Origin of the sequence: Bradyrhizobium sp. SK17 (assembly GCF_002831585.1) — a bacterium.
Lineage (GTDB): Bacteria > Pseudomonadota > Alphaproteobacteria > Rhizobiales > Xanthobacteraceae > Bradyrhizobium.
Map to the genome: position 1 here is coordinate 2,586,103 of NZ_CP025113.1, position 13,368 is coordinate 2,599,470.

The window sequence follows — 13,368 nt, forward strand, 5'->3', positions numbered from 1 at the left end:
GTAAACGATCTCGCTTTTTAAGCGAGATCGTTGATTTTACTGCAATATTTATCGGACTTGGGCAGGCCGATCGATCAGCGGGTAATCACCCGGCGCTGCTGCTGGGCCTGGCCGCGGCGGGCCGGCTGCGGCTCCGGCTGTCCGAATCCTCCGAACAGGCGCTCGAAGAAGTTCGGTCCGGACGAGCCAAAGCCGCTGTTGTCGCCGGCGACGTTGACGCCGGGAGGCAGGCTGCTGCTCGGCGGTCGCGAGTAGCTCGGCTGGGCGTGCGCCACCACCGTTTCGAGATCCTTGCCGCGGCTGTTCTTGAGCAGCGACAGCATGGTGGCGTCGCGGCCGTAGATGTCGCGGCGGATCTGCAGCTTGCCGGCGTCGTCCACGAACGCAGTCTGGTAGGTGATGTTGACCGGGATCGGCGTCGGGAATTTCAGGTCGACTTCACTCGAGCCGTACATGCTGCGGATCTTCTCCGGCGTGTAGCGCTGGTTCGGCTCGGTGATGTTGAGCAGCACCGAGGCGTATTGATCCGGATTCTGCACGCGCATGCAGCCGTGACTGAAGGCGCGCTCGTCCTTCGCGAACAGATATTTGTCCGGCGTGTCGTGCTGATAGACCAGGAACTTGTTCGGGAAGTTGAAGCGGATGCGGCCGAGCGCGTTGGCTTCGCCGGGCGGCTGCGAGATGTGGATGGTGCCGTCGCGGTTGCGCTCGAGCTTCAGGCCCATGCGCTGCAACACCGTCGGATCCTGCTGCAAGGCCGGCAGGTATTCGTTGTAGATGATCGACGGCGGCACGTTCCAGGTCGGGTTGACCGTGATGTACTTCATCGTCTCGGTTAAGAGCGGCGTGGCGTGCTGGCCGGGCTTGCCGGTCACGACGCGCGTGGTCCAGACCTGCGCGCCATTCTGCATCACCTTCAGCGTGTAGTCGGGGATGTTGAGGATCACATAGGCATTGCCGACATTGGCGGCGCCGAGCTGGCGCGGCAGCCAGCGCCAGCGCTCCATGTTGACGAGCACGGTGTCGATCTGGCGGTCGCGCTTCGGATTGTTCAGCGCCTTGACCGTGCGCTCGTCGAGCACGCCGGTCGGCTTCAGATCGACGCTGCTCTGGAATTTCTGCACCGCCCGCGCGACCGTTGCGTCATACTTCGTGCTGTCGGCATTCTCGGTGACGCCGAGCTTGTTGCGCAGCTCCGGCACGCGCGGATCGTCCATCTCGACCGCGGCCTGCTTCTTGCGCGCCGGCGCATATTTCAGCGCGGGGCCGTCGGCGATGGTGATGACGGGACCGTCGCCCTGGCCGCGCAGCTCGGCGAGCTTCTTCTTCAGCTCCTTGTAGAGCTTCTGCGGCGGGTTGTAGCCGTCGAGCGCGGCCGAGGCATCCTTGGCGGAGGTCACGTTCGCGAACACCTCCGTCGGATCGATCGGGTGCTCCGGATAGAGAATGTCGGCCGACACCTGCGACCAGTGCATGCGGCCGCTCTGGGCCTGCCGCGCATAGTCCAGCATGCTGGCCGCGAGCTTCAGGTCCGCATCCGCGAGCGCATCCGGCGTAGTGGCCGCGGCGAAATCCGGCACCGGATAGTCTGATGCATCGAGGCCGTCGGCGGCGGCGTCCTTCAGGCGGGCGATGACGCCCTTGCCGGCTTCGGTGAGCTTGCCGGCCTTGGTGAAGACAGGCGCGTAGTCGCGGGCCGAATAGAATTTCTCGGCGGCGGCGCGCTCATTCCTGCGGTCGAAGGTACGCAGCGTCTTGCTGGCGAGCAGTTCGCGCAGTTTGTCGGCGACCGGCTGATCCTCGGCGGCAACGTTGCTCGCGGCCTTGGCGGGTTCCGCAGCGGGAGCCGCGGCCGTTGCAGGTACGGTGGAGGGGGCTGCGGCTGTCGCGGGCGCGGGACTTGCCGAAGGCGCGGTTGCGGTTGCCGGGGCAGGCGTCGCGGCGGGCGCGACCGCGGTATCGGTCTTCGGCGCATCGGCGGGTTTCGTCGCCGGCGCGGTGACGACATCGGCAGGCTTCGGCTCGGCGGCCTTCGCCGTCGCGCTCGGTTCAGCGGGCTTGGCTTCAGCCGGCTGGGCGTCAGCAGCCGGCTTGGCGTCAGCGGGCTTGGCCTCGGTGGCCTGCGCGCTGCCGGGCTTCACATCGGCGGGCTTGGCTGCGTCAGGCAACGCGGCGGTGGTGTCGGTCTTGAAATCGCTTGCGGTAGGGGGCGGCACATTGGCCGGTTCGGGGCGCGGGATCGCGGCGTCGATTGCGAGTTCGGCAGCGCTGGAACGTGACGTGTCCTGTGCGAGCGCCGAGGTCGCGGACACCGTGAGGAAGCTCGCCGCGACGGCCATCAGAACGCGGTCAAATCCCCGACGGTTGTTCGAACAGTCACGCATCATCACACCCCCTGGGTGGAACCGGCCCGGACTTCTGGAACGGTTCAAATCAGTATTTGGTTTCATAGTCTGCGCGGAAAGCGCCGGCTTGATCGATCGATTCGCACGCCTGCACGCAACCAACGCAGACGATACATTTGCCCCTCTCGTGCAGCCAGCGCCATGCGGGGCAACTCACGACAAACTGACTCGAAGCAGCTGATTTCGTTCGAGCAGTGCGTTTTTGCCACGCGGCACAGCCTTTGTCTGTCACCGCCACGACACGGTTCAAAAGGTTCCCTGGTGTGGCTTTATCGGCCGCAAGGCCTAGGTGGCGTCGCTCGTCCGCGCCCCGGCCGCGGCTTCGTCGAGCTTGCGATACAGGGTCGAGCGGCCGATCTTGAGCCGCCGCGCGACCTCCGACATCTGGCCGCGGTAATGCGAAATCGCGAAGCGGATGATCTCGTTCTCGAGATCTTCCAGTGGGCGCACCTCGCCCGCGGCATTGAGCATCGAGAGGCCGCCCGCGGTGGGTAGGGCTGCTGTTACCGGTATTTCATTACCGGAAATCATGGCGGGCGCGGTCGAGGGCGACACCACCAGCGGCTCGCCCGTCAAGGACTTGCCCTCCGGCACCGGATGCGCCGTCGCCTGCGGGAAGTCGGCGAGCCCGAGCTGATCGCCGTCGCTCATCACCACGGCGCGATAGACCGTGTTCTCGAGCTGGCGGATATTGCCCGGCCAATCGAGTTGCGCCAGATGCGCCATCGCTTCTCCGCTGATGCCGGTGATGTTGCGGTTCTCCTCGGCGCAGAACCGCGCCAGGAAATGCCGCAGCAGATGCGGAATGTCCTCGCGCCGCTGCCGCAGCGCCGGAATGGTCAGCGGCAGCACATGCAGACGATAGAATAGGTCCTCGCGGAACTGGCCGGCCTTCACGAGGTCGAGCAGCTTGCGGTTGGTCGCCGAGATGATACGGACATCGACCTTGACCGGCTTGCGGCCGCCGACCGCCTCGACGGTGCCCTCTTGCAGCGCGCGCAACAGCTTGACCTGCGTCGCCAGCGGCAATTCGCCGACCTCGTCGAGGAACAGCGTGCCGCCATGGGCCTCGACGAACTTGCCCTGATGGCGCTCGGTGGCGCCGGTGAAGGCGCCCTTCTCGTGGCCGAACAAGATCGATTCGACGAGATTGTCCGGGATCGCGCCGCAGTTCACCGCGACGAACGGCTTGGCCTTGCGCTCGCTGCTGCCATGGATGGCGCGCGCGAACAGTTCCTTGCCGACGCCGGACTCACCCTCGATCAGCACCGGGATGGTCGAGGAGGCGGCTTTTTGCGCGGTGCGCAGCACCCCGGCCATGGCCTCGCTGCGGGTGATGATGTCGGAGAAAGTCAGCCGGCCCTCGCGGCTGTGGCGGATCCGCTGCAATTCGCCCTTGAGCGCCGAGGCGTTGAGGACGTTGCGCAGGGACACCTGTAGCCGCTCGAAGCCGACCGGCTTGACGACGAAGTCCTGGGCGCCGGCGCGCATCGCCGAGACCACATTGTCGATCCCGCCATGCGCGGTCTGCACGATGACCGGGACGTTCAAACCAGCTTCACGAATTTTTGCGAGGACTCCGAGACCGTCGAGGCCCGGCATCACGAGGTCGAGCACGACGGCATCGATCGCCTGCGTCTCGGTTGCGGTCAGGGCCGCTATCGCCGCGTCGCCACTGTCCACGACGAGGGGCTCATAGCCGCACTTCTGCACCATGTTTTCAACCAAACGGCGCTGTACCGCGTCGTCATCGGCGATCAAAATGGTGGCAGCCATGGTTTTCCCCGCACGCTACGATTATTTGTCTCGAATCGGGGCAATGTCGCCGATGCCGATTAACGCACTCTTAAACCTTGCCATCCCGCCGTCATTCCGCAGCCGCCGTCCTTCCGACTGAAGTAAGGTTTCGAACCAGATGACCTCGCGCTCCAAATCCGCTCCGAACAAATCCGCTCTCAGCAAGGCCGCTCTCCGCAAGGAATCCGCGCTGCGCAAGACGGCCGCGCAACGCAAATCTTCAGGTGGCCCGGCGGCGAAGAAGGCCGCCGGCAAGACAGGCAAGCTCCCGGAATGGAATCTGGCAGATCTCTACTCCGGGATCGACGCGCCGGAAGTCGCACGCGATTTGCAGAAAATGGACGCCGATTGCGTCGCGTTTGAGACCGACTACAAGGGCAAACTGGCCGAAAATACCGCTCGCGATGGCGGCGGAAAGTGGCTCGCCGAGGCGGTCAGGCGCTACGAGGCGATCGACGACCTGGCCGGCAGGCTCGGCTCCTATGCCGGCCTCGTTCATGCCGGCGACAGCGTCGATCCCGCGATCTCGAAATTCTATGGCGACGTCTCCGAGCGGCTGACGGCGGCGTCGGTGCACCTCTTGTTCTTCGCGCTGGAGCTCAACCGCGTCGACGACGACGTGATCGAGCGCGCGATGGCCGAACCCACGCTCGGCCATTACCGGCCGTGGATCGAGGATCTGCGCAAGGACAAGCCGTACCAGCTCGAGGATCGCGTCGAGCAGCTGTTCCACGAAAAGGCGCAGAGCGGCTATGCCGCCTGGAACCGGCTGTTCGACCAGACCATCTCGGCCCTGCGCTTCAGGGTCGTGGGCAAGGAGCTCGCGATCGAGCCGACCCTGAACCTGTTGCAGGACAAGGCGGGGGAGAAGCGCAAGGCTGCGGCGCAGGCGCTCGCCAAGACCTTCAAGGACAATGAGCGCAGCTTTGCGCTGATCACCAACACGCTCGCCAAGGACAAGGAAATCTCCGACCGCTGGCGCGGCTTCCAGGATGTCGCGGACTCCCGCCATCTCAACAACCGGGTCGAGCGCGAGGTGGTCGATGCGCTGGTCGCCTCGGTGCGCGCCGCCTATCCCAAGCTGTCGCACCGCTATTACGCGCTGAAGGCCGGCTGGTTCAAAAAGAAGAAGCTGCCGCATTGGGACCGCAACGCGCCGCTGCCGTTCGCGGCGACCGGCACGATCGACTGGCCCGAGGCGCGCAACATGGTGCTGTCGGCCTATCGCGGCTTCTCACCCCGGATGGCCGAGATCGCGGAGCGCTTCTTCGTCGATCGCTGGATCGACGCGCCGGTCCGTCCCGGCAAGGCGCCCGGCGCGTTTTCGCATCCGACCACGCCGTCGGCGCATCCCTATGTGCTGATGAACTACCAGGGCAAGCCGCGCGACGTGATGACGCTGGCGCACGAGCTCGGCCACGGCGTGCATCAGGTGCTGGCGGCGAAGAACGGCGCGTTGATGGCGCCGACGCCGCTGACGCTGGCGGAAACCGCGAGCGTGTTCGGCGAGATGCTGACCTTCAAGCGGCTATTGTCGCAGACCAAGAACGCCAAGCAGCGCCAGGCGCTGCTCGCGGGCAAGGTCGAGGACATGATCAACACCGTGGTGCGGCAGATCGCGTTCTATTCATTCGAGCGCGCGGTTCATACCGAGCGCAAGAACGGCGAGCTCACCGCCGAGCGGATCGGCGAGCTTTGGCTCAGCGTGCAGGGCGAGAGCCTGGGGCCGGCGATCGAGATCAAGCCGGGCTACGAGACGTTCTGGATGTATATCCCGCACTTCATCCACTCGCCGTTCTACGTCTACGCCTATGCGTTTGGCGACTGCCTGGTGAACTCGCTCTACGCGGTCTATGAGCACGCTTCGGAAGGATTCGCCGAGCGCTATCTCGACATGCTCGCGGCCGGCGGCACCAAGCACTATTCCGAGCTGCTGAAGCCGTTCGGGCTCGACGCCAAGGACCCGAAATTCTGGGACGGCGGCCTGTCCGTCATCGCCGGCATGATCGACGAGCTGGAGGAGATGGGCTGAGGCCCATCGGTATTCCGCGACAGCACGGCCGGGCCGGTGGACGCGCGGTCCAGATCAGGTTTCGTTCGGCTTTTTTGCGCCGGACGGCATGATCGTTCCATGACACCCGCGTTCGGGAGGTCGATCCTGCCCCGGCGCGGTGCGCCTGCGTCGTCGGACCGCTGCATCGGGGACAATTGATGCGCCGGATCACCCGATCGGGACCGCGCCGTTGCCCTGCCAACCCGTTTGCGGTAATGGCTCGCGGAACGCGAATTTCTGACTGGGGACAGCGATGGCAGACCATAGCGAAGTGGCCTACACGACCGCCGACGGCAACGATTACGTGGCGCACGAGCAGACCTATGAAGGGTTTATCAAGCTCGTCAAATACGGCAGCATCGCCGTTGCCATCATCCTCATCCTGATGGCCTACTTCCTGGTCTGATCCCCTAGAGGTCGGCTTGCCGCATCGCCGTCCTGCGGCGGTGTGGAATTCCTGTCGAACCCGGCTGCAAAAACCGGGGTATCCAATCTGGCGAAAATAACGCTAGTTTGAAGACGCGTGCGCCGCTCGCGCCGCCGGAGGGCCCATGAAGATTGCCGTAGCGAAGGAAATCGATCCGTCGGAGCCGCGGGTTGCGGCCTCGCCGGACACCGTGAAGAAGTTCAAGGCGCTGGGCGCCGAGGTCGCGGTCGAGCCGGGGGCGGGGATCAAGTCGGGGCTGCCCGATTCGGAGTTCACGGCCGTGGGCGCCACCGTCAGCGCCGATGCGCTGAAGGACGCCGACATCATCATCAAGGTGAAGCGGCCGGAAGCCACCGAGCTGTCGCAGTACAAGCGCGGCGCGCTGGTGATCGCGATCATGGATCCCTACGGCAACGAGGCGGCGCTGAAGGCGATGGCCGATGCCGGGGTGTCGGCGTTCGCGATGGAATTGATGCCGCGCATCACCCGCGCCCAGGTGATGGACGTGCTGTCGTCGCAGGCCAACCTGGCCGGCTATCGGGCCGTGATCGAGGGCGCCGAGGCGTTCGGCCGCGCCTTCCCGATGATGATGACCGCGGCGGGCACCGTTCCGGCTGCGAAAGTGTTCGTGATGGGCGTCGGCGTCGCCGGGTTGCAGGCGATCGCGACGGCGCGGCGGCTCGGCGCGGTGGTGACCGCGACGGACGTGCGGCCGGCGACCAAGGAGCAGGTGGAGAGCCTCGGCGCCAAATTCCTCGCCGTCGAGGACGAGGAGTTCAAGAACGCGCAGACCGCCGGCGGCTACGCCAAGGAGATGTCCAAGGAGTACCAGGCCAAGCAGGCCGCGCTGACCGCCGAGCACATCAAAAAGCAGGACATCGTGATCACCACCGCGCTGATCCCGGGCCGTCCGGCGCCGAAGCTGGTCTCGGGCGAGATGGTGAAGTCGATGAAGCCCGGCTCGGTGCTGGTCGATCTCGCGGTCGAGCGCGGCGGCAATGTCGAGGGCGCCAAGGCGGGCGAGGTGGTCGAGACCGACGGCATCAAGATCGTCGGCTACACCAATGTCGCCGGCCGGGTCGCGGCCTCGGCCTCCAGCCTCTACGCGCGCAACCTGTTCTCGTTCATCGAGACCATGGTCGACAAGGCCAGCAAGGCGCTCGCGGTCAATTGGGACGACGAGCTGGTGAAGGCCACCGCGCTGACCAAGGACGGCGCCGTCATCCATCCCAACTTCCAGCCGAAGTAAGGAGCCAAGCCATGGAGCATCTCGCGCAGGCCGTCGATCCCTTTGTGTTCCGGCTGTCGATCTTCGTGCTCGCCGTGTTCGTCGGCTATTTCGTGGTGTGGTCGGTGACGCCTGCGCTGCACACGCCGCTGATGAGCGTGACCAACGCGATCTCCTCGGTGATCGTGGTCGGTGCGCTGCTCGCGGTCGGCGTCGGCATGGTGTCGAGCGGCTCGGGCTGGGCCCGCGGCTTCGGCTTCGTGGCGCTGATCTTCGCCTGCGTGAACATCTTCGGCGGCTTCCTGGTCACCCAGCGCATGCTGGCGATGTACAAGAAGAAAGCCAAGTAAACGGCACACCTCGGGGTGATGTAAGGATTTGGGGGACCTGAGATGAGCGCCAATCTCTCTGCACTGTTGTATCTCGTGGCGGGGGTGCTGTTCATCCTGTCGCTGCGCGGGCTGTCGAGCCCGGCGTCGTCGCGCCAGGGCAACATGTTCGGCATGATCGGCATGGCGATCGCGGTCGGCACGACGCTTGCGGCCCATCCGCCGGCCGACGGCGTGGCCTGGCTGCTGGTGATCCTCGCGGTCGCGATCGGCGGCGGCATCGGTGCGGTGATCGCCCGCCGGGTGCCGATGACCTCGATGCCGGAGCTCGTCGCCGCGTTCCACTCGCTGGTCGGCATGGCCGCGGTGCTGGTCGCCGCCGGTGCGTTCTATGCGCCCGAGGCGTTCGACATCGGCACATCAGGCAACATCCATCCGCAGAGCCTGGTCGAGATGTCGCTCGGGGTTGCGATCGGCGCGTTGACCTTCACCGGCTCGGTGATCGCGTTCCTGAAGCTGTCGGCCAGGATGAGCGGTGCACCGATCATCCTGCCGTTCCGCCACGTCATCAACATCGTGCTGGCGCTGGCGCTGGTGTTCTTCATCGTCGGTCTCGTGCTGTCGGGCAGCGCGTTCGACTTCTGGATGATCGTGATCCTGGCGCTGGCGCTCGGCGTCTTGATGATCATCCCGATCGGCGGCGCCGACATGCCGGTCGTGATCTCGATGCTGAACTCGTACTCCGGTTGGGCCGCGGCCGGCATCGGCTTCACGCTCGGCAACTCGGCGCTGATCATCACCGGCGCGCTGGTCGGATCAAGCGGCGCGATCCTGTCCTACATCATGTGCCACGCGATGAACCGCTCGTTCATCTCGGTGATCCTCGGCGGCTTCGGCGGCGAGACCGCGGCCGCCGGCGGCGGCTCGGGCGAGCAGAAGCCGGCCAAGCTCGGCTCGGCCGACGACGCCGCCTTCATCATGAAGAACGCCTCCAAGGTCATCATCGTGCCGGGCTACGGCATGGCGGTGGCGCAGGCCCAGCACGCGCTGCGCGAGATGGCCGACCTGCTGAAGAAGGAAGGCGTCGAGGTGAAGTACGCCATCCACCCGGTGGCGGGCCGCATGCCCGGCCACATGAACGTGCTGCTGGCCGAGGCCAACGTGCCCTATGACGAGGTGTTCGAGCTCGAGGACATCAACTCGGAGTTCGCGCAGGCCGACATCGCGTTCGTGATCGGCGCCAACGACGTCACCAACCCGGCGGCCGAAGAGGACAAGACCTCGCCGATCTACGGCATGCCGGTGTTGCAGGTGTGGAAGGCCGGCACCGTGATGTTCATCAAGCGCTCGCTGGCCTCGGGCTATGCCGGCATCGACAACCCGCTGTTCTATCGCGACAACACCATGATGCTGCTCGGCGACGCCAAGAAGGTCACCGAGAACATCGTCAAGGCGATGTAGGACCGATCGCGATGGCGCTGAACCGGGAGTGGCATCGCGCGCATCGCATGCCGCCCCGGGCGACGCGCGAACAGCGGATCGAGTGGCATGTCGCGCATGTGGCGGCCTGCGCCTGCCGTCCGGTTCCTGACAGCATCAAGGCTGACGTCGAGAAGCGGCGGAAGCTCCGCGGCAAAAAATAGCCGCGGTCACTGGTGATGACGCTGGCTCTCGCAATCCTGAAATGGCTCCTGGTCGCGGCAGTGGTCGTCTATCTGGGCGGGCTCGCGGTGCTGTACCTCAAGCAGCGTGACTTGCTGTTTCCGGCGCCGCCGGTCGGACGGACGGCACCGGCGGCCGCCGGTCTTCCGGACGCGGAGGAGCATGTCCTGACCACCGCCGACGGCGAGAAGGTCATCGTCTGGCACGTGCCGGCGAAGCCGGGCCGGCCGGTCGTGCTGTTCTTTCCCGGCAATGGCGATTTCCTTGCCGGCCGCGTGGCGCGCTTCAAGGCCATCACGGCCGACGGCACCGGGCTGGTGGCGCTGTCCTATCGCGGCTATGCCGGCTCGAGCGGATCTCCGAGCGAGCAGGGACTGCTCCAGGACGTCGCGGCGGCTTACGCCTTCGCCACCGCGCGCTACCGTGCCGAGCAGATCGTGGCCTGGGGATTCTCGCTCGGCACCGGCGTTGCGGTGGCGCTCGCCGCCGGGCATCCGGTCGGCAGGCTGATCCTGGAGGCGCCTTACACGTCGACGGTCGACGTCGCGGGCGCGCTGTTCTGGTATGTGCCGGTCAGCCTGCTGATGCGGGACCAATTCCATTCCGACCGGCGGATCACCGGCGTCAAGGCGCCGCTCCTGATCATGCATGGCACCGCCGATCCGGTGATCCCGATCCGTTTCGGCGAGCGCCTGTTCGGCCTCGCCCATGAGCCCAAGCAATTCGTGCGCCTGCCCGGTGGCGGGCATGACAATCTCGACGATTTCGGTGCGATGGCGATCGCAAGGCGGTTTATCGACGCCGCGGGAGGCTGACGGCGGCGATTGTCTGTCGCATACTCGCGCCAGTCGAATTGAGAGGTCGGACAATATGAGCGCACACGGACCGATGCCACGGTCGGCTTGGCTGTATCCCATTCTGGCGGTGTTGTTGTTCGCCGCGGTCTCGGCCTCAGGTTACGTCTTCGCGCCATCGGCGGGAGGCTGGCTGTTCGCGGCCGTGTTGCTCGTCATCCTGTTCGGCACCGTATTCGCGGCGGTCCACCACGCCGAAATGATCGCCGAGCGGATTGGCGAGCCATTCGGCACGCTGCTGCTGACGCTCGCGGTCACGATCATCGAGGTGGCGCTGATCGCGACCATCATGCTGGGCGACACCCCGGCGCCGACGCTGGCGCGCGACACCGTGTTCGCGGTGGTGATGATCGTCTGCAACGGCCTGGTCGGGCTCTGCATCTTCATTGGCGGCATCCGCTACCGCGAGCAGGATTTCCAGATCACCGGTGCCAACCTCTATCTCAGCGTGCTGTTCGTGCTCGCGACCATCACGCTGGACATGCCGAATTTCACCCTCACCGCGCCGGGACCGATGTATTCCACCGCCCAGCTCGCGGTAATCAGCGTCGTGACGCTGCTGCTCTATGCGGTGTTCCTGTACACCCAGACCATCCGCCACCGCGATTACTTCGTCAGCGGCGCCAATGAGGCGGCGGCGCATGGCGAGGTGATGTCGGACCGCGAGACGGCGATCAGCGTTGCCCTGCTGCTGGTGTCGCTGCTGGCGGTGGTGCTGCTGGCCAAGAAATTCTCGCTGGTGGTCGATGTCGTCACGGTCAAGATCGGCGCGCCGCCGGCCTTTGCCGGCCTGGTGGTGGCGGCCCTGATCCTGTTGCCGGAAAGCGTTGCCGCGGTATCGGCCGCGCGCAAGAACGACCTGCAGAAGAGCATCAACCTTGCGCTCGGCTCCTCGATCGCGACCATCGGGCTCACGGTTCCCGCCGTTGCCGTGGCCGCCTATGCGCTCGACAAGGAACTGGTGCTCGGCCTCAGCAACCAGCATATGCTGATCCTGCTGCTGACCTTCATGGTCAGCATGCTCACCTTCGGAACCGGTCGCACCAACATCCTGTTCGGGCTCGTTCACATGGTGGTGTTCGCGGTGTTCGTGTTCATGGTGTTCGTGCCGTAGCGCGCGATCCGTTCAAACAAGAAACTTGGAGACGTGACGATGCTCAGCGCCAAATCGGATGTTCAGGTCGATACCGCCGAGGTCCGTGTGACCGAGTGGCGGCTCGCGCCGGGCAGCGCAACCGGTCCGCATACCCACGAGATGGACTATGTCATCGTTCCGATCACCGCCGGCGAGATGACGATCGTGGCGCCGAATGGCGAGCGTTCCAAGGCCCAGCTTGGGGCCGGCAAGTCGTATTTCCGCAAAGCCGGGGTCCAGCACGATGTCCTCAACGAGACCGCCAGCGAGATCGTGTTCCTCGAGGTCGAACTCAAGCCCTGAGGCGGACCGGAACTCTGCAAAGTTCGAATGGCAGCTCCGAGCACGCGCCGTTGTGGAAATTCATAAGCCGTTAACGTCTGCACGATGATCTAAAAGCCGGACGCGGCCTTGCGCAGGGGACGCCTCCGGCTGAAACCAAAGTGACACCAAAGGTGACGTCGGAACGGGGGTTTGCCACCGATCCGACGCAGTTGATCCCTGAATGTGCCTCAAAGTTCCAGCATGAAATAAAGGGGCGGGGAGTGGCAGGTCATGCTGAGTTACCTGAAGAAATTTGTGATGGACATCTTGCCCTCGGTGGCGGCGACCATCATCGGGGCATACATCGTCAATCACTACATCGTGGCCAGGCCGGAAGCGCCGGCCACCGCTGCCGTGACCGCCGCCAAGACCGTTGAGAAGCCCGCCGAAAAGCCCACCGTCGTCAGCAGCCTCCCCGAAGCCGGCGTGAAGGCCAAGGGCATGTCCGAGCGCACGCTGATCGAGCGGTCGGCATCCGAGAAGGCCACCGTCACCGAGAAGCCCGCCGAGAAATCAGCCGACCTCAAGGCTGACGCACCCGCCGAGACGGCCAGCATCCCCGCTGATTCGCGTCATCACCAGGCGGCGCCGAAGGCGGTCGCGAAGGTGACGCCTGCGGCCGCACCGCAGCCTGTCGAGGCCGCAGTCGCGCCGGAGGAGAATCGCGACGCCAACGATCTCGCGCGTGCCGCCATCGAACGGCTGCGCAAGGAGCGTCCGCAAGAGGCTGCGCGTTCCCAGGATGCCGCGCGCTCCCAGGACGCTACGCGCTCCCAGGACGCACAGCGCACCGATCTCGCCCGTCTGCCCGAGGCGCAGCGTCCGCCGGCCACGTCGGCGATCCGGCCGCTGCCGCCCCCGATCATGGTGTCGAACCCGTCGGGTGAGAACGTCGATCAGTCCTCGCAGTCGCGGCCGCCCTACGCCGCCGACGCTCAGGCCAACGCCCAGGATTCGAATCGGTTGACGCCGCCGGCCGACATCCCGGTTCCGGTGTTGCAGGCCCCGCTCGATCTGCGCGCCGACGCCGTCATGCCGGTGCCCAAGAGCGAGCGCTCGTCGGTGACCGACGACATGTTCTCCGGCATGAAGTCGATGTTCCACGCCGTCCTGCCGAAATAATCCGAACCATCAGATCATGTTGAGCATGATCT

At 65.4% G+C, this 13,368-nt stretch carries 12 protein-coding genes; 10 read left to right on the plus strand and 2 right to left on the minus strand.

Going from position 1 to position 13,368, the window contains the following annotated elements:
* Nucleotides 1–74: 74 nt before the first annotated feature.
* Complete coding sequence (locus CWS35_RS12070) at nucleotides 75–2,384, minus strand: L,D-transpeptidase family protein (protein WP_100956272.1); 2,310 nt, start codon at nucleotides 2,382–2,384, stop codon at nucleotides 75–77.
* A gap of 306 nt (nucleotides 2,385–2,690) precedes the next feature.
* Nucleotides 2,691–4,181: a sigma-54 dependent transcriptional regulator gene (locus CWS35_RS12075; RefSeq protein ID WP_024584941.1), complete on the minus strand. Its 1,491-nt coding sequence runs from the start codon at nucleotides 4,179–4,181 to the stop codon at nucleotides 2,691–2,693.
* A 139-nt stretch (nucleotides 4,182–4,320) separates the two neighbouring features.
* Here CWS35_RS12075 and CWS35_RS12080 point away from each other — a divergent pair, with 139 nt between their 5' ends.
* The 10 genes from CWS35_RS12080 to CWS35_RS12120 all read left to right on the plus strand — a co-directional run bounded on the left by CWS35_RS12080 (nucleotide 4,321) and on the right by CWS35_RS12120 (nucleotide 13,336).
* Nucleotides 4,321–6,234: a M3 family oligoendopeptidase gene (locus CWS35_RS12080; RefSeq protein ID WP_100952008.1), complete on the plus strand. Its 1,914-nt coding sequence runs from the start codon at nucleotides 4,321–4,323 to the stop codon at nucleotides 6,232–6,234.
* Nucleotides 6,235–6,508: 274 nt separating this feature from the next.
* Nucleotides 6,509–6,661 carry an aa3-type cytochrome c oxidase subunit IV gene (locus CWS35_RS12085; protein WP_024584943.1) on the plus strand — a complete coding sequence of 51 codons (153 nt, stop codon included), beginning with the start codon at nucleotides 6,509–6,511 and terminating at the stop codon, nucleotides 6,659–6,661.
* A 145-nt stretch (nucleotides 6,662–6,806) separates the two neighbouring features.
* Nucleotides 6,807–7,931, plus strand: a complete 1,125-nt coding sequence (locus CWS35_RS12090; RefSeq protein ID WP_100952009.1) for a Re/Si-specific NAD(P)(+) transhydrogenase subunit alpha — start codon at nucleotides 6,807–6,809, stop codon at nucleotides 7,929–7,931.
* Between the two features lie 11 nt (nucleotides 7,932–7,942).
* Nucleotides 7,943–8,260, plus strand: coding sequence for a proton-translocating transhydrogenase family protein (locus CWS35_RS12095; protein WP_016841609.1), 318 nt, complete (start codon nucleotides 7,943–7,945; stop codon nucleotides 8,258–8,260).
* A gap of 42 nt (nucleotides 8,261–8,302) precedes the next feature.
* Nucleotides 8,303–9,700, plus strand: a complete 1,398-nt coding sequence (locus tag CWS35_RS12100; protein ID WP_100554770.1) for an NAD(P)(+) transhydrogenase (Re/Si-specific) subunit beta — start codon at nucleotides 8,303–8,305, stop codon at nucleotides 9,698–9,700.
* An 11-nt stretch (nucleotides 9,701–9,711) separates the two neighbouring features.
* Nucleotides 9,712–9,882 (plus strand): hypothetical protein, encoded by a 171-nt coding sequence (locus CWS35_RS39480; RefSeq protein WP_168226312.1) that lies wholly within the window; start codon nucleotides 9,712–9,714, stop codon nucleotides 9,880–9,882.
* A 15-nt stretch (nucleotides 9,883–9,897) separates the two neighbouring features.
* Entirely contained in the window at nucleotides 9,898–10,716 is an 819-nt protein-coding gene (locus tag CWS35_RS12105; protein ID WP_100952010.1) for an alpha/beta hydrolase, read from the plus strand.
* 55 nt (nucleotides 10,717–10,771) lie between these two features.
* Nucleotides 10,772–11,869, plus strand: coding sequence for a calcium:proton antiporter (locus CWS35_RS12110; RefSeq protein ID WP_024583694.1), 1,098 nt, complete (start codon nucleotides 10,772–10,774; stop codon nucleotides 11,867–11,869).
* Between the two features lie 39 nt (nucleotides 11,870–11,908).
* Nucleotides 11,909–12,193: a cupin domain-containing protein gene (locus tag CWS35_RS12115; RefSeq protein ID WP_024583695.1), complete on the plus strand. Its 285-nt coding sequence runs from the start codon at nucleotides 11,909–11,911 to the stop codon at nucleotides 12,191–12,193.
* A 252-nt stretch (nucleotides 12,194–12,445) separates the two neighbouring features.
* Nucleotides 12,446–13,336, plus strand: coding sequence for a hypothetical protein (locus CWS35_RS12120; RefSeq protein ID WP_024583696.1), 891 nt, complete (start codon nucleotides 12,446–12,448; stop codon nucleotides 13,334–13,336).
* The last annotated feature ends 32 nt before the right edge of the window (nucleotides 13,337–13,368 follow it).

Bases quoted from the DNA above. Each gene is read 5' to 3' on its own strand.
- CWS35_RS12120 (WP_024583696.1), top strand. From the start codon at position 12,446: ATGCTGAGTTACCTGAAGAAATTTGTGATGGACATCTTGCCCTCGGTG.
- CWS35_RS12080 (WP_100952008.1), top strand. From the start codon at position 4,321: ATGACCTCGCGCTCCAAATCCGCTCCGAACAAATCCGCTCTCAGCAAG.
- CWS35_RS12100 (WP_100554770.1), top strand. From the start codon at position 8,303: ATGAGCGCCAATCTCTCTGCACTGTTGTATCTCGTGGCGGGGGTGCTG.
- CWS35_RS12070 (WP_100956272.1), bottom strand. From the start codon at position 2,384: ATGCGTGACTGTTCGAACAACCGTCGGGGATTTGACCGCGTTCTGATG.
- CWS35_RS12110 (WP_024583694.1), top strand. From the start codon at position 10,772: ATGAGCGCACACGGACCGATGCCACGGTCGGCTTGGCTGTATCCCATT.
- CWS35_RS12085 (WP_024584943.1), top strand. From the start codon at position 6,509: ATGGCAGACCATAGCGAAGTGGCCTACACGACCGCCGACGGCAACGAT.
- CWS35_RS12095 (WP_016841609.1), top strand. From the start codon at position 7,943: ATGGAGCATCTCGCGCAGGCCGTCGATCCCTTTGTGTTCCGGCTGTCG.
- CWS35_RS12090 (WP_100952009.1), top strand. From the start codon at position 6,807: ATGAAGATTGCCGTAGCGAAGGAAATCGATCCGTCGGAGCCGCGGGTT.
- CWS35_RS12115 (WP_024583695.1), top strand. From the start codon at position 11,909: ATGCTCAGCGCCAAATCGGATGTTCAGGTCGATACCGCCGAGGTCCGT.
- CWS35_RS39480 (WP_168226312.1), top strand. From the start codon at position 9,712: ATGGCGCTGAACCGGGAGTGGCATCGCGCGCATCGCATGCCGCCCCGG.
- CWS35_RS12075 (WP_024584941.1), bottom strand. From the start codon at position 4,181: ATGGCTGCCACCATTTTGATCGCCGATGACGACGCGGTACAGCGCCGT.
- CWS35_RS12105 (WP_100952010.1), top strand. From the start codon at position 9,898: ATGACGCTGGCTCTCGCAATCCTGAAATGGCTCCTGGTCGCGGCAGTG.